Annotated in this window: 23 protein-coding genes; 8 read left to right on the top strand and 15 right to left on the bottom strand. The window is 65.3% G+C overall.

Translation table 11 applies throughout. The annotated features are described in order from the left end of the window. Positions 1 to 224: 224 nt before the first annotated feature. The gene (locus tag IFS44_RS15490; protein ID WP_192099125.1) at positions 225 to 671 is read right to left on the bottom strand and encodes a hypothetical protein; all 447 of its coding nucleotides are present in this window, start codon (positions 669 to 671) and stop codon (positions 225 to 227) included. Positions 672 to 737: 66 nt separating this feature from the next. Here IFS44_RS15490 and IFS44_RS15485 point away from each other — a divergent pair, with 66 nt between their 5' ends. Further along, on the top strand, positions 738 to 911 hold the full coding sequence (locus IFS44_RS15485; protein WP_192099124.1) for a hypothetical protein: 174 nt from the start codon (positions 738 to 740) through the stop codon (positions 909 to 911). A 170-nt stretch (positions 912 to 1081) separates the two neighbouring features. Here the strand turns inward: IFS44_RS15485 and IFS44_RS15480 are convergent, their stop codons facing one another. The 5 genes from IFS44_RS15480 to IFS44_RS15460 form a co-directional block, all read right to left on the bottom strand. Further along, positions 1082 to 1444: a hypothetical protein gene (locus IFS44_RS15480; protein WP_192099123.1), complete on the bottom strand. Its 363-nt coding sequence runs from the start codon at positions 1442 to 1444 to the stop codon at positions 1082 to 1084. Next, positions 1441 to 2328: a hypothetical protein gene (locus tag IFS44_RS15475; RefSeq protein WP_192099122.1), complete on the bottom strand. Its 888-nt coding sequence runs from the start codon at positions 2326 to 2328 to the stop codon at positions 1441 to 1443. The genes IFS44_RS15480 and IFS44_RS15475 overlap by 4 nt, the downstream gene beginning before the upstream one ends. Next, the gene (locus IFS44_RS15470) at positions 2325 to 3056 is read right to left on the bottom strand and encodes a DNA/RNA non-specific endonuclease (protein ID WP_192099121.1); all 732 of its coding nucleotides are present in this window, start codon (positions 3054 to 3056) and stop codon (positions 2325 to 2327) included. The genes IFS44_RS15475 and IFS44_RS15470 overlap by 4 nt, the downstream gene beginning before the upstream one ends. A 133-nt stretch (positions 3057 to 3189) precedes the next feature. Next, the gene (locus tag IFS44_RS15465; protein WP_192099120.1) at positions 3190 to 4701 is read right to left on the bottom strand and encodes a phospholipase effector Tle1 domain-containing protein; all 1512 of its coding nucleotides are present in this window, start codon (positions 4699 to 4701) and stop codon (positions 3190 to 3192) included. An 85-nt stretch (positions 4702 to 4786) separates the two neighbouring features. Next, on the bottom strand, positions 4787 to 5386 hold the full coding sequence (locus IFS44_RS15460) for a hypothetical protein (protein WP_192099119.1): 600 nt from the start codon (positions 5384 to 5386) through the stop codon (positions 4787 to 4789). An 87-nt stretch (positions 5387 to 5473) separates the two neighbouring features. Here IFS44_RS15460 and IFS44_RS15455 point away from each other — a divergent pair, with 87 nt between their 5' ends. Then, a complete protein-coding gene (locus IFS44_RS15455) occupies positions 5474 to 6211 on the top strand; it encodes a hypothetical protein (RefSeq protein WP_192099118.1) in 738 nt (245 codons plus the stop codon). Positions 6212 to 6422: 211 nt separating this feature from the next. Here IFS44_RS15455 and IFS44_RS15450 read toward each other — a convergent pair whose 3' ends face one another. The 6 genes from IFS44_RS15450 to IFS44_RS15425 form a co-directional block, all read right to left on the bottom strand. Beyond that, positions 6423 to 8321, bottom strand: coding sequence for a hypothetical protein (locus IFS44_RS15450; protein ID WP_192099117.1), 1899 nt, complete (start codon positions 8319 to 8321; stop codon positions 6423 to 6425). Then, positions 8318 to 9217 carry a TniB family NTP-binding protein gene (locus IFS44_RS15445; RefSeq protein ID WP_206757848.1) on the bottom strand — a complete coding sequence of 300 codons (900 nt, stop codon included), beginning with the start codon at positions 9215 to 9217 and terminating at the stop codon, positions 8318 to 8320. Before IFS44_RS15445 ends, IFS44_RS15450 begins: the two co-directional genes overlap by 4 nt. Positions 9218 to 9222: 5 nt before the next feature. Continuing rightward, positions 9223 to 11412: a Mu transposase C-terminal domain-containing protein gene (locus IFS44_RS15440; protein WP_192099115.1), complete on the bottom strand. Its 2190-nt coding sequence runs from the start codon at positions 11410 to 11412 to the stop codon at positions 9223 to 9225. A gap of 134 nt (positions 11413 to 11546) precedes the next feature. Then, positions 11547 to 12398 carry a hypothetical protein gene (locus IFS44_RS15435; RefSeq protein ID WP_192099114.1) on the bottom strand — a complete coding sequence of 284 codons (852 nt, stop codon included), beginning with the start codon at positions 12396 to 12398 and terminating at the stop codon, positions 11547 to 11549. Next, on the bottom strand, positions 12395 to 12742 hold the full coding sequence (locus IFS44_RS15430; protein WP_192099113.1) for a hypothetical protein: 348 nt from the start codon (positions 12740 to 12742) through the stop codon (positions 12395 to 12397). The genes IFS44_RS15435 and IFS44_RS15430 overlap by 4 nt, the downstream gene beginning before the upstream one ends. Positions 12743 to 12761: 19 nt before the next feature. Then, positions 12762 to 12983, bottom strand: a complete 222-nt coding sequence (locus IFS44_RS15425; RefSeq protein WP_192099112.1) for a hypothetical protein — start codon at positions 12981 to 12983, stop codon at positions 12762 to 12764. A 159-nt stretch (positions 12984 to 13142) separates the two neighbouring features. Between IFS44_RS15425 and IFS44_RS15420 the strand changes: the two genes are divergently transcribed. Continuing rightward, entirely contained in the window at positions 13143 to 14396 is a 1254-nt protein-coding gene (locus IFS44_RS15420) for a hypothetical protein (protein ID WP_192099111.1), read from the top strand. Here IFS44_RS15420 and IFS44_RS15415 read toward each other — a convergent pair. From IFS44_RS15415 to IFS44_RS22300, 3 genes are all read right to left on the bottom strand, one after another. Further along, entirely contained in the window at positions 14393 to 15286 is an 894-nt protein-coding gene (locus IFS44_RS15415) for a hypothetical protein (RefSeq protein WP_192099110.1), read from the bottom strand. The two genes, IFS44_RS15420 and IFS44_RS15415, sit on opposite strands and share 4 nt — an antisense overlap. Before the next feature lie 653 nt (positions 15287 to 15939). After that, complete coding sequence (locus IFS44_RS15410; RefSeq protein ID WP_192099109.1) at positions 15940 to 18807, bottom strand: TonB-dependent receptor; 2868 nt, start codon at positions 18805 to 18807, stop codon at positions 15940 to 15942. Between the two features lie 74 nt (positions 18808 to 18881). Then, positions 18882 to 19328, bottom strand: a complete 447-nt coding sequence (locus IFS44_RS22300) for a hypothetical protein (RefSeq protein WP_244650353.1) — start codon at positions 19326 to 19328, stop codon at positions 18882 to 18884. Between IFS44_RS22300 and IFS44_RS15405 the strand changes: the two genes are divergently transcribed. From IFS44_RS15405 to IFS44_RS15385, 5 genes are read left to right on the top strand one after another with little or no spacing between them, the layout of a single operon-like run. Then, a complete protein-coding gene (locus tag IFS44_RS15405) occupies positions 19296 to 20147 on the top strand; it encodes an enolase C-terminal domain-like protein (RefSeq protein ID WP_244650352.1) in 852 nt (283 codons plus the stop codon). The two genes, IFS44_RS22300 and IFS44_RS15405, sit on opposite strands and share 33 nt — an antisense overlap. After that, entirely contained in the window at positions 20144 to 21445 is a 1302-nt protein-coding gene (locus IFS44_RS15400; protein WP_192099107.1) for an MFS transporter, read from the top strand. The genes IFS44_RS15405 and IFS44_RS15400 overlap by 4 nt, the downstream gene beginning before the upstream one ends. Before the next feature lie 2 nt (positions 21446 to 21447). Continuing rightward, complete coding sequence (locus IFS44_RS15395; protein ID WP_192099106.1) at positions 21448 to 22281, top strand: amidohydrolase family protein; 834 nt, start codon at positions 21448 to 21450, stop codon at positions 22279 to 22281. Continuing rightward, positions 22278 to 24380, top strand: a complete 2103-nt coding sequence (locus IFS44_RS15390) for a right-handed parallel beta-helix repeat-containing protein (protein WP_192099105.1) — start codon at positions 22278 to 22280, stop codon at positions 24378 to 24380. The genes IFS44_RS15395 and IFS44_RS15390 overlap by 4 nt, the downstream gene beginning before the upstream one ends. Next, the gene (locus IFS44_RS15385; RefSeq protein WP_342366446.1) at positions 24377 to 25156 is read left to right on the top strand and encodes a GntR family transcriptional regulator; all 780 of its coding nucleotides are present in this window, start codon (positions 24377 to 24379) and stop codon (positions 25154 to 25156) included. Before IFS44_RS15390 ends, IFS44_RS15385 begins: the two co-directional genes overlap by 4 nt. Positions 25157 to 25211 lie beyond the last annotated feature (55 nt).

The raw sequence follows: 25211 nt of genomic DNA, 5'->3' as shown, positions 1-25211 counted from the left end.
CAACCGCACAGGTCAATTTAACGTAGGAAGGCGGCGGATCGGGATAAGAATCCTCCAGCCATCGCGAGAATATGACGGTAACGGCGTGCGCTATATCGTGAAGAAGACGCTCGGACATCAATCGTAGCGAGGGGCGGCGCAACGGGCCATATGTTCGTTTTCTTCATCTCATCGGAAATTCAGTCAGTAGTCGACACCTTCGACAACGGCAGTCTCGAAGAAAACTATGGCTGCCCGATATTTTCAACCAACCCCAACTTCGATAACGTCTTGAATTTATCTATGGCGCCAACTGTGACATCCGGCGTAGCCAGAGCAACTGATTCGGGCATATGATCCAGGTTTTGCCTCCTGTAGGCTGCATTAGCCACCGCGCCAGTAGCGAAGCAGACTATGTCAAGCGCTAGTTCCGCTGCGCTATCATCATCGATAAAACTGTATTGAGCGCTCAGATCCAGATCTGGATCTGAATGATTGAGATTTATTGATATCACTTTAGCATCAAACGCTTTATTTTCGATAGATTTTAGACATGAGTCAATGCTGCGCTTAGCAACTTCTAACGGCATCTTGTATTTAGCCAAAACGGGAAGGGAGTTAGTAGCCAAGTCTACCAATATTTTGTTTTGCTGATCAACATTCAGCGAATGGAATTCACGATCATCAATCAAGGGCCAACCTTTCGTCCATTCTTAACCACTAACTCATAGACACCCGGCCTCGCCGGCTTCGACTACATGGCTGCGCAGACGAACCCGGTCCTGTTCGAAGCCGCGAGCGGTCTGGGATTTGGCGTCGAAGCCAGGTTTCTGCCGTTCTATGCGTCGCTCTGGTTCAAGCTCGGTGGCTTCGGACTGATCGCCGGGCTTCGCCTCATGCAGTATGTTCTGGAGCGAAGGTACCGGCACTGAACATAGGCTGTTTCGGCCGCTCCGGTGCTGCGAGAGGCACGATCCACCAACGCCGGCAGGGGCAGGACGTCGCGTCTCCCGGCTTGGGGGTATCCGGACAGGGTTGACGGGGCCTCCGCCAGACCAGCCGTTACCCCCGAAACAGTCCCGCCCTGCCCACCACCGGACCGTCAACGGCAGACCATCTTCGCCACGTTCACCGCCTCGTCCACCGTGGCGAGCATGTCCGTGATGGTACCCAACGTGCTCTCGAGCCGCTCGATGTCGGCGATCTCGTCCTCGATGCGGGGCAGCGCTTCCGCGACGGTGTGCGAAAGCCTCACGATCTCGTCCGTCTGCCGTGCCAGCAGCACTGAGCCGGTGGACGTGACCCGTGCGTTCACATCCGCGATACGGTCGACGATCGCGGAGATCGCCGCCGCCGTCGGCGCGGCGTCGATCGACTCCTCGAGCGTTCGCACCAACGCGATCAGGGATTCGTGCATCGCCTTGAGTTCCGGGTTCGGCAACGCACCGTTCGTCGGTTCCTTCATCGTCCGGCCTCCCCAGCGGCGTCGATCGCATCGTACGTCTTCTGCGTGCGGCCCAGCCGATCGCGCATGTCCCGCAGCACCTCGTCGAACGGTCGACGGGAGCCGGCCGCGGCGGCGGTGTGAGCGTCGGCCAGGCCGAGCAGTGACGCGCGGAGCGTCGCCAGCGACGCCAGCTGCGCATCCCGGCGATCGATGCCGGAAAGATAGTCGGCGACGATCTGCCGCTGTCGGGCATCCGCCTTCTCCGTGGCCGCCGCGGCGTAGTTGCGCTGATGGGTCGACAACGCCGTGGTCCAGTTGGAGGCGACCGTGCCTCTCAGTCCTTCGGCATCGCTCGATCCGACGGCGGTGGCCATCGCCGTCAGCAGTCTGCGGACGTCCGGATCGGTACGGCGCAGGATCTCCTTGGCGCTGGTCTGCGCACGCAGATCGACCAGGCCGCCAGCGAGGGACGCGAAACCGGCCGCGATGCCAGGATCCAGATCGACGGCGGCGATGCCCGATCCCAGTTCCACGCCGAGCTGCCGGAAGGCGTCCGTCTGGACGCCGCCCCTGCCGCGGCCGGTCAGGGTCGCGAGCAGATTGCCGTACCGCGCGAGGTCGTCGAGGGCGGATCGCCAGCGCGCCGACACCTCGGGCGGAACGGCCGGCGGGAACCGCCGTTCGGAAAGCGCGATGGCACCGGAACGGACGAACCGATCGACTTCGACGGAACGGGTCAACCGATTCGCTTCGGCGAACGTCGTGGCTGCATCGGCCTGCAGGGCCGACGCTGCGCGACCGAAGCCGGTGAGGTCGGCCGATGGTGCCGTCGCGCACGAGGTCGTGCCGATGCCGAGCAGGGCGATGAGAAGAAGACGTGTCCTCGGCCAGATCGTGATCAAGCGCTGCACCCCAGTGCCGGTGAGAGATCCGTGAAGGCCCGCGGCTCCAGCCGTGGGAACAGTCCCAGCCTCGACCGCAGCTCTACCTCCTCCAACACGACGCGTGCCGCGCAGTGATCGAGCGACCGGGCCGCGGTCGTGTCCATGATGAACGCGGCGACCCGCCCGTCCGTTGTCGCCACGACCTTCCAGTATCCCGACGGGACGCGATGGCGTTCGTCGGCCGCCGGCAGGGGCGGCATCACCCTTTCGAACAGGGGCCCGGTCAGGACGTACACGGCGATGTCCTCGTTCTTCGCGAGCTCGTTCTCTTTGGCCTCCAGTCTCTGCCAGGGCGCCTGGTTGAGACCGGCGCCCTGAGGAGTGATGTTGGAGAGGACGTTGGTGTCGGCGGCGAACGGCGTACCCGAGAACGCGGCGAGCGGGGCCTGATGCCCGCGGTCGATGCCGAGCGCCTTGGGCGCACTGTCGTAGTCGTCGGGTTCCAGCGTCTCCTCAGGCGACAGCCACGGGTCGGCCGACCATCTCCTCGTCCCGGACGGCCCGATCGACGCGGGGGTGACGCGGTATGCGACCCAGTCGGCCATCTTGGTGAGATCGTTCGATGCCAGAGTGTAGATTTCGCGGACGACGATGTCGTCGATGTCGGGTGCGCCGATCGGGCAGCCGTGGAGGCAGTGGAACGTGTGCAGTTCGGCGGTGTCGCGGGCCTGACCGGGAAAGGCCATGGCAGCGATCAGGATCGAGCCTGCAAGGACCCGGCGCCAACGCGTCGACCGGCCGCGGATGCATCGTCCGTTCCTCGGCCCCGGTTCGCCTGTCGTACGCGCTAGGCGACCGGTCGATGCGGTCATGTGGGCGTCAGACATCGGCTGTCGGGTTCCCCGGGGACTCCGGCCCGGAGTTCGGACCCTCGATGCGTTCCCCGGCAACGACCCGCTTCGCCAGGAGATGGTCGCTCAGGGACTTCGGCCGGTATGGAGCGACCTTGTCCATCTGTGGCACCGAAGGTGCTGCCAGTCTTTCGAACACGCTCGGGTGGAGGGTGGCTTTGGCGTCCACCTCGCGCACTCCCTCGCCCCATGTGAGTTGATCTCCGGTGAGCCGCCGGAGCCACGACGGCTGTCCGTACAGACTGCCGATGCGCTCGCTGTGCTGCAGACCGAGGGGGTCCGGGGAGGTCACCAACCGGTCGTCGAGAACCACGACGTCGTCGCCGAGGGAACGACGCAGCTGCTCCACCATCCAGCGCAGCGCGATGTCGGAGAGCCGAGATTCGTCCTCGGGATAGCTGCCGCCGATGTCTGAATGGTTTCCGGCGAACCATACCTGATCCAACCAGTCGCCCCGCCCTCTCGCCTTGTTCCAGGCGACGTCGGCGGCACTGCCCCAACCGACTCGCGGAAACCGCGCGCGGTCCTCATCGATCGACAGGGCGTGGCGAAGGCATGGAATCTCCTTGTCCACGAACCTGTCGTAGTTCTCGCCGCTCCACCACGCGCCGTGCGAATGCCTGATCGCGAACAGCCATCGGCGGGGGTCCCACGGCGACATCGCGAGATGGTGGTCGTCCAGATACGTCTTGACCTGACTGAACAGGGAACGCGCCACCCAGTATGCAGCCATCGCAGGCAGTATGGCGAAGACCGCCGCCGCAAGGTGCAGGCCGGCGTGCCACAGGCCGATGGTGACGGCCAGAAGGAAGGTCATGCCTACCAGCGCCATGACCAATGCCGATCTGCTGCCGAGCGCGGCCACGGTATCGAACACTCCCACGAAGCTGGGCTGCACGTTCCCCTGCAGGTCTCCCTCGACGCCGACGCCTTCCGAACCGTGCTTCGCCCGGAAGCGTGACGCCAGGCTTTCGCGTTCCGTCTCGAACGCTTCTCTCTTCGACCCCGCTCCGTGGTTGTACACCTTCCGGACGGCTTCGCTGGCGATCGCGCGCAGGGGTGGGCCATGGAGCGGTACGGGACCACCGTCGGCGCATCGCGTCGGCACGCCGCAGAGGTTCATGACGTTGGCCAACGCACGGACCGTGTACGCCCCTCGGCTGAAGCCCACGAGACATACCCTGTCGCCCGGTTCGTAGCGGGCGACGATCGCGGCGTAGCAGTCGATCACGTTCTCATCGATCCCGGTACCCACGGCTGCGGCGAGCAGATTGCGGACCCGTCGGAACGTCAGACCGCCGACCTCGCCGACGCCCAACCCCGCATCGTAGAAGGCTACCTGACGGGAGGGCGGGATCGGCGAATCGGGGCCGGGACGCATGGCGCGGTACATCTTGTATACGTTCGACAGCCGCTGGTCCGGGCTTAGGCCACCCAACTGGCCCGTGCCGTCGGAAAAGATCATGATCGTCTTCGGCAAGGCAACCTCCTGATGCGGAACCGTACCGGGGCGTCGTCCGCGGGCGCGGATTGTCGAAGCTGCGATGTCGAAGGTGTCGACGATTTCACGTCGATTGCCAATAGGCGCGGTCGACTGACTTCACGACACGCTTCGACGACGGCGGCCGTAGGGTCGTCGATGCTTGGTGCCTGTCGCAGAGCGAGTCCGCGGCCGCTACGGGACCCCCCGCCCCGTCGTCGGTTGAAATCACTGCCCTGCACCGCGATCGTCGAGGCTGCGCCTGCGCCGCATGCAGCCCGTCGCCGAGCCGACGGTGCACGCGCGACGGGTCATCGCCGAGTTCGTCGAGGAAACAGTCGCTCGACAGGGACGCGTGGTAGTCGCCGAATCCGGGGTCCGCCTGGACCAGCACCTGCGAGCTCGGGTTAGCGAACTGGAACGGTCCGCTAGGATCGAGCATCGCGCCGCCCGCACTGCCGCCCGCACGATCGGTGGGCGGCTTCATCGCGAAGCCGAATGTCGCCTCGATCGCGATGTCGGCGATCACGCAGGGCGCGCTTCCCGGTGCGACGACCGCACCCGTGATCACGAAGGCGCCGGCGCCACCAGCCGAGACGGCACCGGGCCCCGCGCTTGCGGCGAAGATGTCGGCGGTGCCGCCACCCGGAACCAGGACGACATTGTCGATGCCAGCCGCGTACATCGTCAGCGTGCCGACGACCGTGCTGTCGAGACCGCGGGTTTGTTAAGCTTCGTAGCTTAGTCCCGTGGCGAAAACGCGGAGCCTTCCATGAATCCTTTCGACCGTGCCCTCACGTTCCTCCGTTTGAACTGGTTGCCCATACTGATCGCGGCAATGATGGTCGCGCTGGCGATCCTAGCCGGCGGTCTCGTGGATCTGAAGGAGCAGCAGGCAAATAAGGATGAGGCAGCCACCGCCTACGCACAGCAGCGAAGCCTTCTGGTTTCGACGACCGCCAGCGTCGCGCACCCCGATGATGCCCAGGCAGAAGGGACAAAGGCCCAGTATCAGCCAAAACCAGTGAATTCCGCTCCACCGCGACTGGTGAACGATACTCCTGACCGGGTCCTGTCGAGGGCTTCGCTCAGCATGGCGACCTGGAGCGTCTGGATCGGCATTTTCATAGGCCTCATCGGGTCGTTGATCGGCTTGGGTCAACTTGTCGGAACGTCTTCGGAAAGGGGTAGTCGAAGGAACTGCCTCATCCTTCAGATCGAGCGTCGGGCTTTCGGCTGCCACGTCGTACGCTTGATCAACGTTGGCGGCGGAAGCCTGTCCTTGACGGGCATAGAGGCGCTCGACGCCACGGGAGCGTTCAGCTCCATGGTAGGGGCCGATCTCCCCCCAGGAAGACATCTGGACATAACCATAGTACCCGCTCATGGGGTCCCCCGTCCTTCTTTCGATCTTGTAGTAGCAGGGGGGATCGACGGTCGTGGACTGACGGGATCTTTCGAATACGACCCCGTCAACGGTTACATTCTGCGGCGGCAAGTCGAGGCCTAGAAGAAGACATGTCATGACGGCTATCACTTCGAAACCTCACTTGCCTTCCGGTGCCGGCATCGCACCCGTTCGATCGGCAGTATCAATCCCGCAATGGCAATGAGCATCGTTTCACCTAAATTTCGACATCGTCGACACACCCACACTGAATTATTTCGCTAAATCTTCTGGTTCACCTATTAACTACAAATCAACATTCCAAGTTTGATCGTCAGTTACTCTGCAACTTCAATATGGCGTCTATATCGCTTGCTGAATATCCATGCCGAGCGCCGAACAATGCCGCTTCGGCCTCGTCCCGCGGACTCCACGGCGCGTCGACCGGCACTCCGTTGTCCGTGAGCATGGCGACGACCGATTTCACCGGCCTGCCGGTACGCGCGACGAGTTCGCCCAACGAGACCAACCGCCGCGACAGCTCGAGGACCTCGGCCACGGGTACGGTGCGATCGCTGGTCTTGGCGCTCGGCCAGTGCTTCAGGGCAGCGCCGGCATGCCGTGCATGGAGGTTCAGGACCTCCAGGGCATCGTTCTTGGACATCATGGGGAGGAACACGGCGTCGCCGGGCGGCATGTAGACCATCTCTGCCAACCGCCGTGCGTCGGCCGGGTCGATGACGATCCGCCGCAGGAGAGGTTGGGGTCCTGGAGCGATAGCGTACCTGAGACGCCCCCCGAGCAGTCCTTCCACGATCGGACCCCATGGCTTCGATCGGCCCCCGATCATCCGCACGACGATCGGGAGCTTCATCCAGCCGGCCGCCCCCGGTGCGGCGGACGCGACCAGCCTCGCGGTGAGGGCCCCGAGGGACGACGACGTCACCCGATGCGAACCGTCGCGGGTCATCGTTCCGGCCGACCTCTCGAACGTGACCAGACCACGGGTCTCGAGCTGTTCGACCCCGTGATCGGCGATGCCCAGCGCCGCGGCGGCGTGATTGAGCGGTACGCTCGAACGCAAGGCTTCCGACAGCGCCTCGACCTCATGCCGATCCAGATACGGCTGGGGCTCGTTTCCATCGAGCGCGAACACGGTCCGGAGCACCCCTTGCCGCCGCAGCGCCACGAGCGCGGTGGAGGTGAGGAACGGCAGTCTGCCGGCGGCCTTGGACCCCATGCCGCGCATCGAGACCGTCTCGGTGATCGCTTGGCGGAGGTCGGTCACCACCTTCACCAGGATCGGTGGCGCGCTCTGCTCCATCACGACGTCGAGCAGCCGCATGGTCGCCCCGCGGTTGCCGTCTCCGAACCGGCCGTTCCGGATCGCGATGCGGTCGGCGGCGAGGGTCATGAATCCCTCCGGCCAGGTCGTCAGCGTCCGCCAGGCATCGGCGATCGCCCCCGCGAGGGCGGCGGGCTCGGTCCCCATTCGGAAGACCAGGTGATCCGAGGCGCATCGGATCTCGGGATCGTGGACGCCGGCCACCGCGACCAGCAGGTCGAGCAGGTCGCCAGGATCCAGGCCGTTCAGCATCGCGGGCAGTCGTCCGATGCTCCGCCGCCGTCGGTCCGCGTCGGGATGGACGAGGTCCAGCGCGGCCTCGAGTGCCTCCCGTTGCTCCGGCGGGACCTTTCCGTGCTTTGCAAGGACGAGCGGTTCGCCGCACTTGTCGCAGAGATCGACGCCCGAGGCATGGTACCACCTCTGCCGGCTGCCGCAGTCCGGATCGGGACACCGACTGGCCAGGAACTCCCAGCTCTCGCGGCAGAAGGGGAAGGGGCGCAGCTGCCACTCCTTGAGATGGATACCCTGTCGGCTCAGCGTCGTCGGCGAGAAGCGGCGCTCGTCGTGGACGATGAAGCGCCGGTCGATCGATACGCCGCCGAAGACGCGGCGGTCGGGTCGACCGGGATCGATCGGGTAGGACATCGCCTCGAGTTCGGCGACGTCGACGCGCAGGCACGCGGCCAGATCGGCGAAGGCGGGTTCTCCGCGGGACAGTTCGGGACGGCGCGACCAGACCGCGCCGGCGATCGAAGTCAGTTCCAGCGTGTTCGGCAGTCCTTCGGCGGCCGCGGTCCTCGCCATGAACCCGCTGAGCGACTCGCCGGGTTCTGGCATGCGTCGACATCCGACCGTCCAGTCGGGCGTGGCTGCGGTCCCGGTCATGATCCTGCCTTCCTGCTGAAGGGATTGCGGTCGATGAAGCCGGCGGCGACGGCGAAGCGGTCGACCGCCTCCTCCAGATCGACGACGTCGATGGTCCTGGCTCCGCGCTCCATCGAAAGACCGAGCGCGATGCGGACGATCTTCATCAGGCTGCGGATGCGGCCGCCGCATCCCCCCGCCAGGGGTGCCGCCACCGCCTCCTCCGACAGTCCTGCGCCATCCACGAGGCCGGCAGCGATCATGGCGTCGTCCAGGTCGCGGAGGAGACGGACGAAGATGGCCTGGTCCTCGTCCGCGAACCATTCGAGCGGTTGGAGCGGGATGCGGTCGTCGAGCCGCTCCGCGAGTTCCGGACATGCCTTGAGCACCGTTCCGGCCTCCTCGCTGCCGACGATCGCGATCGGGGCGATGCCCGCGTCCATGATCTTCTCGCGGATGGTCGTGGCGATGGGACGGCTCATGGTCGGGCGCCTGCTCGCACGGTTGAACTCGTCGAAGACCACGAGCTGGACCATCGCCGACCGCATTCCGCGGATCGCCTTCGTCCATCGCAGGTCGGCCCTGCCGAGATCGGGGCGAGGAAGCCCGAGCGCCGACAGGATGGCCGTGGGGATCGAGTCGGTCGTGCCGGCGGTGGGCATCACGACGTGGAGCACCGGCTGCGCGCCCGCCGGATGATCTCCATCGGCCTTAACGCGGGTCGCGAGCTCCTCCACGGCGAACGTCTTTCCGCTGCCCATCGGGGCGATCATCATCGCACCGCCGCAGGGAGCGCCCTCGCGACGGCCGATGTAGGACCGTCGCACCTCGTCGAGGGCCTCGATGGCCCCCTCCTGCGGGGGGTACCTGAGGACGATGCGGTCGAAGGCCGCCTTCGCCTCGGCGATGTCGGGCATGCTGCTCACTTCGCATTCTCCTTCGGCATGCGACGGCGCAGCGGCTGACTCGCGACCGGCGTCTCGACGGCACGTTCCGCGCCCGCGTCCCGAGGATCGCGCCGACGTCTGGCGCGGGTCGCCTTCGGCGGCAGATCGGGTCGGGTCGAAAGCACCTCGTGGTCGAAGATGGTCAGCGCGGCGCGGTCGTGACCGACGAAGTCGGCCTGCTGCACGTGCTCGCTGGGCCTCAGTTCGAGACTGGCTATGGTACCGGTGATCTCACGTATCCGGGGCACGTCGTAGAGGCGCGCCATCTCGGCCCGGGTCTCGGCATCCCTCTGCGGGTCGGCTTTCAGCTTCGCCTGCAGAAGACGGTGACGCGCTTCGGCACGTTCCTGGGCCGTGTTGAACGCGGCCCCTTCCTGAGCGGCCTTCGCCCGGATCGCATTGTGGACGAAGAGCGGCATGCCGTCCGCATAGTCCTCGTCGCTGCATCGCAGTTCGACGTACGTCCGCCGCTTCCTGTTCCAGACCCAGATGCGCGAGATGTCCATCGGATCGTAGCGGAAGTCGACGGTGGCGGTCGCTCCCCGACGCCGCTGGCGACGGCATTCGCCGGCCACGAGATCGTCGAGCAGCGCAAACACCTCGTTGTGATCATGATAGCGCAGAGTCTCGAAGACGATGCCCGACCCGCTCAGCTGCGCCTTCTCGCGCACCGGCATCAGATCACGGCGGAAGGCGTTGAGGTCCACGAAGTTGTTGATGCCGTTCTTCGCGGCGTCGTGCTGGAAGGCGAGCAGCGGCTGCCTGCCGTTCAACCCGCCGTGCGGTTCGGTGTTGTATATCGCGACCGCACGCAGCGCGATGTCCTCCAATTCCTCCATCAGCACGACGGCGTCCTTGGCCGCGTCGTAGCCGTCGTGCCGAACCTGCGCGATGGGGACCGTCCTGCCCGCGAGGTCGTTGGTTATGAGACGGTTGACGGTGCCCATCGCCCTCTCTCCGACGGCCCTGTACCTGGGCTTGGCGACGGGACAGAAGCGGACCGAGAAGCCGGCGCTCCGCGCCGCCGCCTCCATCGTGTGGCTCCGGAACTCCACGGCGTTGTCGACGACGATCTCGACCGGCTTGCCGCGCACGTTCGCCAGCATCGGGTAGCGTTCGGCCATGTCCGGGGGCACGCGCTTGGGCATGGCCATGCGCCACAGGGTCTCGCCGAGCGTCCAGACGGACGGTGGCGTGAAGCTGATCACATGTGACACGATCGCCCGGGTGGCGACGTCGACGGCAAGGGTGAGCCACGGCCGGCCGAGCACGATCTCCTCGCCGCTCGGAAGCTGGTAGATCACGATGGCGTCGAGACGGGTGTGGTCGATGATCACCCGCTGCATCGCGAAGTCCGCCGTCAGCGATCTGCCGCCGCCCATCCAGTCCTGCAGCACGGCCTTGGAACCACGCGCCGAGCGCACGGTCTCGCGCTGTTCCAGGGCATGGCATCGACGACGGAAGGTGTCGCGCGACGCGATGGCATACGGTTCGTCCGGTCGGACGTGGTTCGGGTCCCGCCCCTCGTTGATCGCCGTGAGCTCGCATCGGTACTCGGCGTACGCCGACGAGATCTCGATGCGTGCGGCGCTCCGCGCAAGTGCGTGCTTCTGCAGCAGTTCGGCCTGCAGATCGCCGGTGTACGGGCCTCGCGGCGTCTTTCCCGTCATGCGCACCATCTGCGCGGCGTGCCGCGATCCCGGATGCCCCCGCTTCGCGCGCCACCGTTCGATGGTGGCCGGTGAGTCATGCGGACCGTACTTCTTGATGAGCGCAGCGTCCCAGTGCTTCGCCAGGTGACGTCCGATCGCCTTGCGGCCGAGGGGTACGCCCGCGTCGTCGAGCATGTCGCACTCGGCCAGCATCTTACCGGCCATGGGTTCGATCGCCGTGGCCTGGGCGACCGTCCACTGCGAGACGTCGTTCATGTGCCGCACCCTGTCGTACGACGGCTTCCGCAGGACGGAGGCTCGGTCGGCCGCGAGCAGTCGGGTGAACTGATCGTCGTCGATGGGGCGGAGCGCGCCGAACGCGTCGGGCGCCGCGTAGACGGCGCCGGTCGTCGGATCGACGAACTGGAGACGTCCGTCGACGTGCCCACGGTACTCGTACGAGGTGCCGTCGATCTGCACGACGCTGTTCGCGGGGAAGTTGTTCTTGGGCATCGGTTCCTCCTTGCCGTGTGATGGCGTGATGGCGTGATGGCACGTCGGCCGTGGCGTTCGGCCCGGTCTTCCAGGCTGCAGGCCAGGTCGGGTCTGAGGACGGGTCGTGTCGCGAACGACCGTTCCCGTCCGCGTCAGTCGATGGTCAAGGGGCTCGCATCGTGGAGCCTGATCGTCAGGTCCATGCGCAGGAGGCGGCGGACGAGCATGCTCTGGACGAGTGCCCGCCCTGCCGCCGCGTGACCGGGAACCAACGCCTCGGCGAGTTCGCCGTACGTGGTGTACCCGCCGGTGCGGCGCCGGTGGTCGGCCAGGACGCCGAGTTCGTGGTCGCCGATCGTCACGAAGCCGCGCGATGCGAACAGGGAGACGTTGCGCCGATGGACGAGACCACGGAAGATCTCGTTCCTGAACACCACGCGGAACGCGATCCCGCACCGCCGGCACACCTCCCGCACGTAGGCGAGCTTCAGTCTGTATTCCGGATCGTCGAGATCGCGATCGGTACGCTTCATCTCCAGCAGCGTCACGTGCCCCGCCGGGTCCGTCTGCTCGATGTCGCACGTGTAGGAGAACGCCCTCCCCTGGTGAACGAACTCGAACGAGACGCTCTCGGCGTCGAGCTTCGCGACGTCGGCGTCCGTGTCGGACTTGAGGAGCTGCCACAGAGCGGTCTCGCCCTCCCAATGGAGCAGGTGACCGGCCTTCCGCGACGTGTGCCAGCCGTTCTCGTGCCAGAGGCCGCCGTTGAAGGTGCGCAGCGGTCCGGCGCCCTCGGCTCGGACCATCGTGCACATCGAGACGGTCTCGTCGTCGACCTCGAAGCGGTCGTCCTTCCGGCGGATGCGACGATCCGAAATCACCTGCCCCGGACTCTCGAAATGATCGAGGCCGGGAGCCCGGATCGCGAGTTGCGACGTGGGAATGCGGACGACGCGTTTCGCGCGCTCGACGTAGTCCTCGTCGATGGCGGAGGCGGGGGTCATCCGACGCGCGTCCAACGGCCGCGTCGATCCACCGGTCCGAGCTTCGCCGGCTTCAGGAGGCCGAGCGCGATCTCGGTACCGAGACGGCTGACGACCCGATGACGAGGCGCTGGTCCGCCGAAGCGACCGAACCGATCGGCATCGACGAAGGCGTAGCGGCCGTCACCGGTCCGACCCAGGAAGACCTCGTCCCTTCCGCCGATCACGACCCGCGTTCCGGGTACGAGCGGCCAGGCGTGCTGTCGCACGCCGACTCCGTGGCTGGTCCGCGACGAACCTGCTGCGGAGCCGCCCTCGACGTCGTCGGGTGGTCCGGCCGCCTTGGGGGCTCTGGAATTGCGCATGGTTGCTCCTCCTCTTTCTTCAGGACTGCGAGATCAGATAGAAGGGGGCGCCCCCCGAGACGGCGATGGCGGAGATCCGGAGGTCGCCGATCATCAGGCTTTCGCCTGCCGACGGCAGGTCGAAGAACTGCACGACGACCTCGTCGAACGGATCGGTCCTGGCCCGGTGCGGCTGCGTCTGGCCATCGCCTTCGATGCAGTGCGCGTCGTCGGTTCCGGGCGGATCGCCGAGGATGACCACGTGTTCGTCCAGATACCTCATACAGATCCTTTATGTTCCGCTTAGTGTGGAATGAGAAACTGTGGCCCGGACAGATTGTTCCACACCAGGTGGAACTTTTTCGATCAGAATCGTTTGATTCCTGCTTGCGGTCACCAGGTTCGAAGTTTACGGGAGCCCATGGACGACCCTGCACACCGCCCCGTCACGAAAACGATACGAAGGCTTTTGGAATCGGAGACCGGAAGGGCGACCGAAGACGAATACCAGCGGGAATTGGGTCTCTACATGGCCGCAGGGGGCGAGAAGCGGCGGGTGATCGACCATCGGTTGCGGGCGTTCGCCGATCTGCCCGCTGCCAAGAAGCGCACTATCGCCGACGTCGTCGTCGTCGCGAAGCGCCTCGGGGGCGCTCAGAGCAACGTGTACAGGTTGCTCAAGAGGATCCAGGCGGACGGACCGGTCTCCGGGCTGATGCCGCGCAACAGATTGAAACCGAAGTCCGGGGTCGCCGCGGATGGCTTCGGGCCTCCCGTGGACGGTTGGATCGCCGAAGCGCTCCTTTCCAAGCCCGACGCATCGATCTCGGAGATAGCGAAGACGCTGTCTTCGAAGGCGAAGCTGCAGAAGGCCCAGGACCCCGCCGACGCTCTGACGCTACCCAGCCTCGCTTCGGTCAGACGCCGCGTCCAGGCGTTGCGATCGCAGGGCACGAACACGAGCCTGATGGGGCTGCTCGGGGAAACCCTGCTGATCGATCAGTGTCCCACCGACATCGTCGTGAAAGTCCCCCCCGGCGGACGAGGACGACCCGAGCTCCGCCGCGTCTTCGTCGTGATGGTGCTGGACGCCTCTTCGAGTACCGTGCTCGGCGTGGGCGCATTCGTGGATGGCGACACCGTCCGCGGCCTGACGGCCGCGTTGCGCGATCTCAAGACGCGGATCGTGATGCTGGCGCTTCGCGGCGTCTGGTTCGCGGGGCCGCCGTCGAAGATCCGGTGGATGGTTTCCGACGATCTCATTCCCTTCGTGGTGGACGTCGAGAAGCGGGCCTCGTCGGTCAAACCATCCGTCGACCTCGCCTGCCATGTCGTCGAGGATGGGAGGGTGGGGCGCGAACTCTATCGACATCTCGGTGGCCGGATCAAAGACTTCGCACTTCTGGCACGTAATCCCGATGACGTGGTGACCGCGTCCGACGACATCGTTCGGCGCCCCGACGACGAGGGCATATTCACGCTGGCGGGCGCCGAAGCAGCTCTGCGTTCGGCGGCGACGCGTCGCGACGGCGAGAGGATTGACGGCATTCCGAAATCACGACCGAAGCGGATGAGTGCGGCCGCGGCCTTCTCCGAGACCACGCGGCGTTTGTTTGAGGGAGTATCGCTCGCCGGTGCCACCCGGCTCGGATCGACGGCGGATGGCGACGACTAGTCTCTCACGGCATAAGGCAGGAGCAGCTCGTCCAACACCTGGCATGCGGTATCGAACGCGACGGGTTCCCGTCGCCCTGCCGACCCTGGAACGCGGGCCAGCAACGCCACGCGTCCGATGCGAAGACCGACCACCGCTCGTATCGCTGCTCCGACGTGCCATCTGCCGACGACGAGGCGACCCGAACTTCCGGCGATCGCCGACCGCATGGGGTCGGAGCAGAGCACCGGGTCGGACTCGGAAAGGGCGATCCGGCCTGAGGCGATGTCGTCGAAGTCTGCCATCTGCGCGGCCTGATCCGTTCCGGGTTCCCCGGCGGAAAGACGATGCCGGACTATCGCTCCACGCCTGAGGTCGACGACGCAGACCAGTTGCGCGGCTTCCGACGGACCGGTGCCGTGACGTACATCGAGGTCCAGTACCGCACGGTCGATTGCGAAATCGGCGTTCAGCCGCATCCGTTCGGCGATCGAGCCGCCTGCCAGCGTGTTGGCGACGTGCGTGCGAACGGACTTGCGCGACGGAGGCGCGCGCCCCTCCACCCTGCTGAGTTCCGCTGCAGTCCTGTAGATCTGCGCCGGACTGGCCGAATGTCCGGCGGATTCGACGGCACGTGCCATGATGTTCACCGACGGATCGACGTCCTCCATCGATGCGACGTCATCCGATGCCTTCGCGGATCCCGCATAGGTCCTTGCCAGCCAGTAGAACAACGAACGCCCGATGCCGGCCTGTCTCGCATACTGCTCCGCCATGGCCGCGGAACGGTCCGGTTGGCGGAGATAGCGTCTGACGATCGCGAGCCGTCGTCGGGCCTCGTCCCATTTTCCGGGATGGCTGTCGGCCAGCATAGCGCGACCTCGCGCATCGATTTCATCTTCATGATCCATACGCCTGGATCACACCAAGGCTCTTTTCCACTGCCTGCCACCGCGTGCTGCCGGACCCGGAAGCCTGAAGACCGGCCGCCATGATCGCCCGACACATAACGACGCCTGCGCGGGCGAAGGCAGCGAGGTCCCGCACTGCGACTGGAGGCGGGACGAAGTCGGCGCGTGGCTGATCGGGAGGGATCTCTGCATGATGAACGCTGACGATGCGGCCCTGACCTGCCTACGCCGGCGCGGACGAAGGAGGTTCGGTCCTGCCGAGGAACTAGGGGAGCACCTGCAGACCGAGCGCTTCGGCAGGCTCCGACGCTGACTGAAACGTGTAGTCTGGGCGTCTTCGCGTCGATGGGCACGTCGTCGTGAGGTTCCGCCGATCCCGACTGGCGCTCCTCGGTATCGGATCACGCATTGCCGAGGCGGCCATCCACGGCAGAACGATCGGGGGGCGGACGGACCTTCGACGTCCCTTACGAGACCGACGTCATTCCTGCCCGCTGCCGTCGGCGTCCGGTCGACGCCCTGACGCGCTGACCCGGTTCCCAAGGTCAGATCTGTCGCTGGCCGGCTCTTTTAATCGATGAATGGAAGGTCATGACGGAAAAAATGGGTCCGGTAGCAAATACCGGACCCAGGGGGGGAGGACTGAAACTGCGTTAGAAGGAGGCGCGAGCCCCGAATATGAACCGGGTGCCGGTGTTCTGGATGTTCTTCACCCGTTCTTCGAGGACCGAATAGTCGAACACGTAGCTCTTGGTCAGGTTCACACCCTGTACGTAGACCTGCAATCCGGGGGTGATGTCGTATGAAGCACTGAAATCGAGCTGCCCATAGGCACGACGGTTTTCAGGCTGGCCGTAGTCGCTGAAGCAGGTCCTGAGGAACGATGACCGCCAGTTGTACGAAGCACGCGCTTGCAATCCGTACTTCTGAAAGAACAGGCTTCCGTTCGCCGAATGCGGAGAGAGGCCGTTGTAGCCGCAGCTGTTGTTGATGGTGGCCGTTCGCTTGGCGCTGCTGGAGACGTAGGTGTAGTTTCCGGCGACGCCGAACCCTCCGATGAAGCCGGAGCTCAGGCTGTCGGCGGTAAGTTGCCCACCGACCTCCACGCCCGTCACCGAACCGGTAGCGCCGTTGCGGGTGCGGGTGTCCTGGAATGTATAGGCCCCGACCGGCACCGGCAGCGTCTGCTGCTCGAGGAAGTCGGAGAACTGCTTGTAGAAGCCTGCGACGCTCACGTAGCTGATGTCGGACAGGTACCATTCGTAGGACAGATCGTAGTTGGTCGACTTGAAGGGGCGCAACGCGGGATTGCCGCCGCCGGATACCGCCGCCGTTATGCGGCCCGTGTAGTTGTTGTCCACTCCGAGGTCGGTGAGCGTGGGCCGCGTCACGGTCTGCGACGCGGCGGCGCGCAGTAGCATGTCGTCGGTCAGGTCGTACTTCACGTTCGCGGACGGAAGGAAGTTTCGATAGCTGCTGCGCACGCTGGTCGCGGACGGATCGTTGAACACGATGTTGAGGTTGTCGTCGCCCGGGTTCACCCGGATCGAACGGATCGTCTGTGCGAAGCCCTGGGAGAGCACCGAAGTGTCGGCGACGCGGAAGCCGATGTTGCCGGACCAGCGCGGTCCACCGACGCCGACGTTGAGATAGCCCGCCCAGACCTTCTCACGGACGTCGAGCAGCTGACCGGGACGATCGCGCAAGCCGAACGGACCGCCGGCGAGCGCCAGTTGGCGGCCGGCTTCGGCGGACTGCTCCGCGGCGGTGCGTCCCTGTCGCGCCAGAGCGAGCACGTTGGGTTGCGAGAGGTAGGCGATGACCGCCGACGGATCGAAGGTGATGAAGTCGACCGGCGCCTTGTCGCTCCCCGATGTCCTGGGGAGCCAGTTGTCCAGCGTGTACGGTGACAGCAGAGAGGTCGGTATCGGGACTTCGTAGCCGCAGAACGTGCATACCGTATCGGAGTTGTCCGTGTTGGTACGCCGTTTGTGGCGTTCGTTGTAGGCCGCCCCGAACAGGATCGACTTCACGATGCCGGCGTCCTCGTTGCGGAACTCCCCGTCGAAATGATATTCGGAACCGGTATCCCGCACCCGGCCCTCCCCGACGGCGGTATAGTGCGCGCGCATGAGCGCCGGGTCCGTGATCGGCCCGAGATTGGACAGGATCGGCAATTCGGTGCCCTGGACCAGATCCCACCGCGGCGACGTCTGAGCGAGGGATCCGACCACCACGAAGGCGTTCGGAGTGCGGTTCTTGGCCTGCGTCCTCGATGCGTCGAACCTGAGGTCGAGATTGTCGCTCACGCTCCATTTGAGGTTGGCGCCGGCTTGGTAGCTCTTCGTGAGGCGATCGGCTTGGGACGCGTAGTTGTCGTTCTGAGACAGCGTCACGCGGCGATCCGCGAGCGCTGGATCGCCGAGCTGGGGATTGGCGGCGAGAAACTGCGATCCCGGGCGGTTGAAACCGACCACGGTTCCGTTGCCGTTCGTGGTCAGGCCGATGAACCGCGGCGTGTAGAATGCACCGAACGTGCGTCCTGCGCTACGGACGTCGAACTTCGAATAGAGACCATCCACCGTCAGCAGAAGCTTGTCGCCGAGTCGACCCTGCACGGTACCCGCGACGTTCAGTCGCTCGCGACTCTCCAACGAGCGATTGAACGTCGAGTCGCGCGGCGTGAAGATGCCGTTGGCGCTGTCGACGAGGCTGCCGGCACCCAGGCCCGTAGCGCCGGCGCCGCCTGCGATGAGCCCCTGGGTTCCCGGCAACCAGCCGTGGATGATGAACTGATCGTTCTGGCTGCGACGGTTGGTGTAGGAAGCCGAGACGACCGCTCCGAAGGTCTTTGCTTCATTGGTGAACGAAGCCACGCCCGACAGGTCCGGGCTCGCCTTGTCACGGAGCGTATCGTACATGCCGGCTGCCGACGCCGTGACGTGCATGCCCGCCTTGCCGTCCAGCGGACGGGCGGTCACGATGTTCACGGTCGCGCCGATGCCGCCTTCCTGAAGTTGCGGAACGGTGCTCTTGTAGATGTCGGTTCGCTGGATCATGTTCGGCGACAGCACGTCGAACGAGAACTCACGGCCGGGATTGTCGGTCGCCATGATGCGGCCATTGACGAGCACCGTATTGAACTGGGGCCCGAGGCCACGGACCGTGATGAACTGCCCCTCCCCGCCGTTCCTGTCGATCGCGACGCCCGTGACCCGCTGAAGCGACTCCGAGATGTTCACGTCCGGGAACTTGCCGACGTCTTCGGCCGATACCGAGTCGACGATCTGTGCGGCATTCCGCTTCGTCGCCTGGGACGAGCGAAGACTGGCGCGGATGCCCGTGACGACGATCTCCTCCGAGGGCTGGACGTCCTGCGTCGCCGTGCCGACGCCGGACTGGCTCCCGATGGCTGCGCCACCGTCCTGTACGCTGTCGATGGGCGTCGTCTGGGCGTGGACCGACGTCGACATCGCGACGCCGGCGACCGCAGCTAGCAGGTATCCCTTGTTCATCTTCATCCCCTCCGTTTCCCGTTGTGCCGGGATAGTCCGCCCATATCGGCCCAAAAAATCAGACCTGTCAAACTAAAATATCAGTCAGGCATTTTGGAATGTCTGTTGACCTGTACGACGCCGTTGGCGCACAAGGGGGCGATAACGATGTTCAGCGGCACGGCCGCTGTCGAGACGGGAAATCGGGGGCGGGTGCGCAGATGAGTGGAACCAGAATTGTCGACTGCCGCGTCTCGCGCTTCCAGTTTCGGCGGGACCGACCGATAGGCGACGCGCAGGTTTCGGCGACGCAGGCGAACATCGTCGCCGTCGAACTGGTGGACGAGGCCGGCCGCATCGGTCTCGGTTTCATGCAGGTCCTGTTCCAGCCGCTCATGTCGGAGGCGGGCATCGAAGCAGCGTTCCGACAGGAGGCCTTTCCGATGCTCGAAGGTCGGGAAGCCGGTTCGCTGGCCCTGCAGGTCACGAAGCCGCGCGGTGGAAACGTCCGGAGGATGCTGCTGCCGTTCGAAGAGGCGATCCAGCATGCCGTATGGGATCTCTTCAGCCAGTCGGTGGGACTGCCGTTATGGCGGTTGCTCGGCGACAAACGCGACGAGCTCGCGGTCTATGCGAGCGGGCTCGATTTCCACCTCTCGGATCACGCCTTCCAGGAACTGTTCGGCCGCGCCGCCGATGCCGGTTTCCGCGGCTACAAGATCAAGGTCGGTCATGCGGACATCGAGCGTGACCTCGGCCGTCTCGATCTTCTGAAGAAGGCCACTGGCGACGACGGCCGGCCCGTGATGATCGATGCGAACGAGGCATGGACCGCAGCCGAGACCCTTGCCGCACTGGATCTGTTCGCCCGCGCGGGTCACGATATCTACTGGGTGGAGGACCCGATACCACGGGACGACTTCGATGGTCTGCGGCGTCTGCGGCTGGCTCGCCCCGGCACGCGCATCAACAGCGGCGAATATCTCGACCTTTCCGGGAAGCGACGGCTGTTGCAGGCGGATGCCTGCGACATGCTGAACGTCCATGGCCAGGTCAGCGACGTGATGCGGGCCGGCTGGCTGGCCGGCGAGCACAACGTCGAAGTGACGTTCGGCAACAGCTTCCTCGAGGTAGGCGTGAACATGGCGCTGGCGCTGCCGGGCGTGCGTTGGCTCGAATACAGCTTCCAGAACTTCGAACACCTCGTCGAGGAGCCCTATCCGGTCCGTGACGGACTGATCCGCGGTCACGACCGCCCCGGCCACGGCCTGCGACTCAGCCGGACCGCCCGCGACGAGCATCGTACGCCCGAACCGTTGTCCGAGGCAGCGCTCCCGCCCGCGCCCCGGTGGGAGCGCCCGGCATGAGCTCCGTTCCGATGGCGCTTCGGGATCAGGTTCCGGCCGCCGAAGGAGCCGGACTTCATTGGGTGAGCGGTCGCCGGAAATGGGTTCTTCTCGTGTCGATGGGCACGGTTTTCTTCACGCTGCTGACGCTCTACGCCTCGGTGCTCGGGGTGCTGCTGCCGAACCAGATCCAGAACCTCGATCCCGTCGGGAAGGCACAGACGCTCGGCGTGATCTACGCCATCACCTCCGTGTTCAGCACGTTGACCACGCCGATCGCGGGCGCTCTGTCGGATCGCACCCGCAGTCGGTTCGGACGACGTACGCCTTGGATCATCGTCGGCGGCACGATCGGCGGTACCGCCATCATACTCACGCCGCATGCCCCGGGGCTCGTCGGGATCACCGCCATCTGGCTGGTCGCGGTCGTCTCGTTGAACGCCATGCAGCCCGCCATCACCACGTTGGTGGCGGATCGCTTCTCGCCGACCGAGCGTGGGCTGGCGTCGGGCGTCGTCGGTGGTGCGATGACCGCCGGCGTATCGTTCGGCACCTTCTTCGCCGGGACGCTCGCGGACCGGATCCAGCTGGCGTATGGAGTCGTGGGCGCCGCGATCATCGTCGCATGCCTCGCATTCGTCGCCATCAACCCGGAACCACGGGTCGCGCTGTCGGCGGCGCCACCGTTCCGTCTCGGAGCGTTCCTCAAGGGCTTCTGGATCAGCCCGCGCGAACATCCGGATTTCGCCTGGGCCTTCGCCGGTCGGTTCGCGATCTACATGGGCTATCAGGCCATCCTGACCTATCTGCTCTACATCCTCCAGGATCATATCGGCCTGAGCCAGTCGGTCGCCAACGCGACCATCGCCACGATGTCGATCGTGACCTTCGTCGCGCTGGTGTTCTCCGGCCTTGGATCGGGCGTGCTGTCCGACCGGCTCGGACGACGCAAGCCGTTGGTGTTCATCGCGAGCCTCATCATGGCGCTGGCAGTCGCGATGCCGCTGTTCGCGCCGACCCCGGGAGGCATGATGGCCTACGCGGTGCTGATAGGGCTCGGATACGGGGCGTTCATGTCGGTGGACCTCGCGCTCATGACCCAGGTGCTGCCGAAGGCCCGTGAGGGCGAGGAGGATGCGACCGGCAAGGATCTCGGCATCCTGACCACCGCGATCAACGTGCCGCAGATCCTCAGTCCGGTGATGGCGGCGATGCTGTTGTCTCTGACCGGCAACAGCTACCCAACCCTTTTTATCGTATCCGGGCTGTTCGTGATCGCCGGATCGTTCCTGGTCCTGCCGATCAGGTCGGTCCGCTGAGGATGGACGTCGTCGACTCCCACCTGCACCTGTGGGCGCTCGCCACTCCCGGCCACGAATGGCCGACGGCAGGGACGCCCACGCTTCACCGCGACTTCGCGATGGCCGATCTCCGCGAGGCTACCGACTCCACCCCGCTGGCGGGAGCGGTGCTCGTCCAGTCGCAGCCTACCGATGCCGATACCGACTGGATGCTGGCAGTGGCTGCGCAGGAACCGCTGGTGCTGGGCGTGGTCGGTTGGGTCGACCTTTCCGCCCCCGAAGCTCCGTTGCGGATCGCCGAGCTCGCAGACCGGCCCAAGCTCTGCGGGCTGCGACCGATGCTGCAGGCGATCGACGACTCCGAATGGCTGCTCCGCGACGACCTCGTTCCGGCAATCGAGGCGATGGTCGCACATGACCTCCGCCTCGATGCTCTGGTCGAGCCCCGCCATCTTCCGATGCTGGCACGCTTCGCCGATCGATGGCCTCGGTTGAGCATCGTGATCGACCACGCGGCCAAGCCACAGGTGTCGGATGCGGCTCGCGATCCGTGGTGGGACGCAATCGCCGAGCTCGCCGGACGTGGGCTTCACTGCAAGCTGTCGGGTCTTCGCACCGGGGAGCTTCCCGCACCATCCACCGGCGAGCTGGCTGCCCTCATCGAGCATCTCGTCGTCAACTTCGGCGATCGGCTCATGTGGGGCAGCGATTGGCCGGTACTCACCCTCTCCGGGGACACCTACGCCGCATGGCTCGACGAGGCCGCAGGCCTCGCCGATCTTTTCGGCGCCAGCCGAGAACAGCTATTCGGCCGGAGCGCGCGACGATTCTACGCACTGGGAGACGTGACATGAGTAAGTGCCTTACAGGATTGCCGCTGGCGCTTGCCGCATTGTCGGTTCACGCGGTCTCGGCGGCTCAGCAGCTGCCGCCTCAGCCGACAATTCCGGTACTGCCCTCGCTCGGAGCTCCGGATTCGCACGATACGTTTGCCGCGATGTCGCTGCCGGTCCCGCCGGTCGCGATCCCGTCGGTCGTGCACGTCTCGCCGACGGGGGCCGACGCGGGTGACGGCACGATGGCACGTCCCTTTCGCTCGATCGAACGCGCACAGCAGGCGGTGCGGAGGCTGAACGCGGCGCATGACGTGACGGTGTCGCTGGCGGACGGCATGTACGCGCTTCAGGCACCGCTGCGCTTCGCCGCGGACGACGGCGGCCGGAACGGCCATGTCGTGACTTGGCAGGCGGCGCCGGGCGCGCATCCGGTCCTGTCGGGCGGAACCGTCATCGCCGGTTGGACCCTGGCGGACCGCTCACGCGGCATCTGGACGGCCGATGTGCCGCGTGGCGCGGATCCGCGTCAGATCTGGGTCGGCTCGCGGATGGCACAACGCGCGCAGGTTCGTGCGCCACGAAAGGCCTTCGCCTTCAGCGCGACGGGAATGACCATCGTGGATCCGGCCTGGCGCTTCCTCGCGACCCTGCCCGATCAATCGCGCATCGAGGTCGAGCATACCGGGATCTTCACCGATCGCCGGGCTCTCGTCGAGCGGATCGACGGAGATGTCATCCGCATGCAGCAGCCCGGCTGGCGCAACAATCTGATCGGTTACGACACGCTGCCGAAGACGCTCGCAGGAGAGGCCGGGCGGCTGTACTTCGCCAACTCGTTGGCATTCCTGCGGGAACCGGGCCAGTGGTTCGTCGATCCGGCCTTGGGCAGGCTCTACTACAAGCCGCGCGAGGGCGAGGACATGACCCGGGTGGAGGTCGTGATGCCGAGACTGGAGTCGCTCATCGCGATCGCGGGAAGCTATGACCGACCAATCGCCGATCTGAGCTTCTCCGGCATTTCGTTCCGCCACACCAGTTGGCTCGGCGCGTCGACCGCAGAGGGCTATGCCAGCCAGCAGAGCGGATCATACCTAGCCGGCGTCGTTCCCGGCTATCCGGCGGACCCGATCACGACGTGCAGCTGGGGGTGCTGGGCGTTCGAGACGATGCGCAACCGGTGGCGGCAACAACCGGCGGCCGTGCAGGTCGCTGCTGCGGTTCGCGTCGTCTTCGAGCAGACCGAGTTCGCCCAGCTCGGGCAGATCGCTCTCGGCATCGGCAACAATCCGGAAGCGAACGGCAGCGGCGTCGGCTACGGCGCGGCCGGGGTGGAGGTGCGCCGAAGTCGCTTCAGCGACCTGGCCGGCGGCGCGATCATGGTCGGGGGGATCGCACCCGACGCGCACCATCCGCCGCGCCCCGAGATGGGCGTGCGCAACGTCGTGATCTCGAACAACCGGATCGAGAACGTGTCGCAGGACTACAAGGAGCAGGCGGCGATTCTCGTCACCTATGCTGCAGGCACGATCGTGACGCACAACGACGTCTCGAACTCGCCCTACGACGGGATCGACATCGGTTGGGGCTGGGGCGTCAACGATCCCGGCGGCAGTGGTGCATATCGAACCCGTACGCGAGGCTACTACGATCAGCCCGGCAACATCGTGTACGACACGCCGACGATCCTGCGGGACACGGTCGTGACCGGCAACCGCGTCCACAACGTCAAGACGAACTTCGCCGATGGCGGAGCGATCTATCATCTGTCCGCAGACCCCGGCGCGCTGATAGCGGACAACTACATCTACGACGTCCCCGGCGGGATCGGCCTCTATCTCGACGAAGGGTCGCGCTACGTCACCGTACGCAACAACGTCGTGGACGGCGTCGGCGTCTGGCTGAACGCGAACACTATGGACGGCTATCGTCCCCATCGCACCACAACGGACAACCTGGCTACGTCCAACTGGTACAATGGCGGAAAGCTGGGCGGATCCTGGGACCACTACATGAACAATCGTCTGGTCGACAACGTCAAGGTAAGCGGAGGCTCGTGGCCTTCGGCCGCTGCGAGAACAATCCGCGAGGCGGGTGTCGAACCGGAAAAGCGGCCGTGACATCGGGTCTGGTATTTCAGATGGGTGGCGCTGATTGGTTCAAGGCGATAACGCCCACGACCATGACCAAGCCATCCAAGACCGTCCGTACCCGCTCTTCCACCGTGCCGGCGGAAGAGCCACTCGAAACCGGTCGCCGTCTGGGCGACTTGGCATATCGTCGCATCCTGGAAGGTTTGTTCGATCGAAGGCTGCCTGCCGGTTCGTTCATATCGCAGAACGAGCTGGTGCGTCTGCTCGACCTCCCGATCCAACCGTTGCGCGATGCGCTACGGGTGCTGGAGACCGAGGGCATCCTGAAGATACACGCGCGCTCGGGCATCGAGTTCCTGAAGGCGGATCTGGAGTTGGCGCGATCGACCTATCAGTTCCGTTCGATCATCGAGAGGTCCGCCGCGCGTGCCTATGCGGAGACCGCCGAAAGCACCGACATCGTCATACTCGTCGAGGCTCACAACGCCCTGCTCGCACGTGTCGAACTCGAAGGTGCCACTGCCGCCGTACAGGAAGCGATGGAGCAGTTGGAACAGCGCTTTCACGGCAGCATCATCGCCGCGTTGCGAAATCCGATGATCGAGACCACGGCCCGCAGACTGAAGAACCACGTCGCCTTGATCCGGCTCGACCTCACTTTCACCGTACCGCGGGTGATCCGTACCATCCGCGAGCATCTCGACGTGCTCGATGCCTGTCTCGCACGCGATCCCGCCGCGGCTGAGGCTGCGCTGGGTCACCATTTCCAGGCGGCTCTGCAGCGCATCCTCGGGATGGTCTGATCTCGCGGCGGCGGGGCATTCGAACTTCATCACCTACTGAGATGGGAACCAGACT

It is taken from the genome of Sphingomonas sp. CFBP 13706 (assembly GCF_014842355.1).
GTDB classification, from domain to species: Bacteria; Pseudomonadota; Alphaproteobacteria; order Sphingomonadales; family Sphingomonadaceae; genus Sphingomonas; species Sphingomonas aerolata.
This window is presented reverse-complemented; position numbering and strand designations above follow the sequence as displayed.

Excerpts from the sequence above, each read along its gene's own strand:
- IFS44_RS15485 (WP_192099124.1), top strand. The coding sequence starts at position 738 with ATGGCTGCGCAGACGAACCCGGTCCTGTTCGAAGCCGCGAGCGGTCTG.
- IFS44_RS15480 (WP_192099123.1), bottom strand. The coding sequence starts at position 1,444 with ATGAAGGAACCGACGAACGGTGCGTTGCCGAACCCGGAACTCAAGGCG.
- IFS44_RS15470 (WP_192099121.1), bottom strand. The coding sequence starts at position 3,056 with ATGGCCTTTCCCGGTCAGGCCCGCGACACCGCCGAACTGCACACGTTC.
- IFS44_RS15460 (WP_192099119.1), bottom strand. The coding sequence starts at position 5,386 with ATGTACGCGGCTGGCATCGACAATGTCGTCCTGGTTCCGGGTGGCGGC.
- IFS44_RS15455 (WP_192099118.1), top strand. The coding sequence starts at position 5,474 with ATGAATCCTTTCGACCGTGCCCTCACGTTCCTCCGTTTGAACTGGTTG.
- IFS44_RS15450 (WP_192099117.1), bottom strand. The coding sequence starts at position 8,321 with ATGACCGGGACCGCAGCCACGCCCGACTGGACGGTCGGATGTCGACGC.
- IFS44_RS15445 (WP_206757848.1), bottom strand. The coding sequence starts at position 9,217 with ATGCCCGACATCGCCGAGGCGAAGGCGGCCTTCGACCGCATCGTCCTC.
- IFS44_RS15440 (WP_192099115.1), bottom strand. The coding sequence starts at position 11,412 with ATGCCCAAGAACAACTTCCCCGCGAACAGCGTCGTGCAGATCGACGGC.
- IFS44_RS15435 (WP_192099114.1), bottom strand. The coding sequence starts at position 12,398 with ATGACCCCCGCCTCCGCCATCGACGAGGACTACGTCGAGCGCGCGAAA.
- IFS44_RS15430 (WP_192099113.1), bottom strand. The coding sequence starts at position 12,742 with ATGCGCAATTCCAGAGCCCCCAAGGCGGCCGGACCACCCGACGACGTC.
- IFS44_RS15420 (WP_192099111.1), top strand. The coding sequence starts at position 13,143 with ATGGACGACCCTGCACACCGCCCCGTCACGAAAACGATACGAAGGCTT.
- IFS44_RS15415 (WP_192099110.1), bottom strand. The coding sequence starts at position 15,286 with ATGGATCATGAAGATGAAATCGATGCGCGAGGTCGCGCTATGCTGGCC.
- IFS44_RS15410 (WP_192099109.1), bottom strand. The coding sequence starts at position 18,807 with ATGAAGATGAACAAGGGATACCTGCTAGCTGCGGTCGCCGGCGTCGCG.
- IFS44_RS15405 (WP_244650352.1), top strand. The coding sequence starts at position 19,296 with ATGCTGCTGCCGTTCGAAGAGGCGATCCAGCATGCCGTATGGGATCTC.
- IFS44_RS22300 (WP_244650353.1), bottom strand. The coding sequence starts at position 19,328 with ATGCTGGATCGCCTCTTCGAACGGCAGCAGCATCCTCCGGACGTTTCC.
- IFS44_RS15400 (WP_192099107.1), top strand. The coding sequence starts at position 20,144 with ATGAGCTCCGTTCCGATGGCGCTTCGGGATCAGGTTCCGGCCGCCGAA.
- IFS44_RS15395 (WP_192099106.1), top strand. The coding sequence starts at position 21,448 with ATGGACGTCGTCGACTCCCACCTGCACCTGTGGGCGCTCGCCACTCCC.
- IFS44_RS15390 (WP_192099105.1), top strand. The coding sequence starts at position 22,278 with ATGAGTAAGTGCCTTACAGGATTGCCGCTGGCGCTTGCCGCATTGTCG.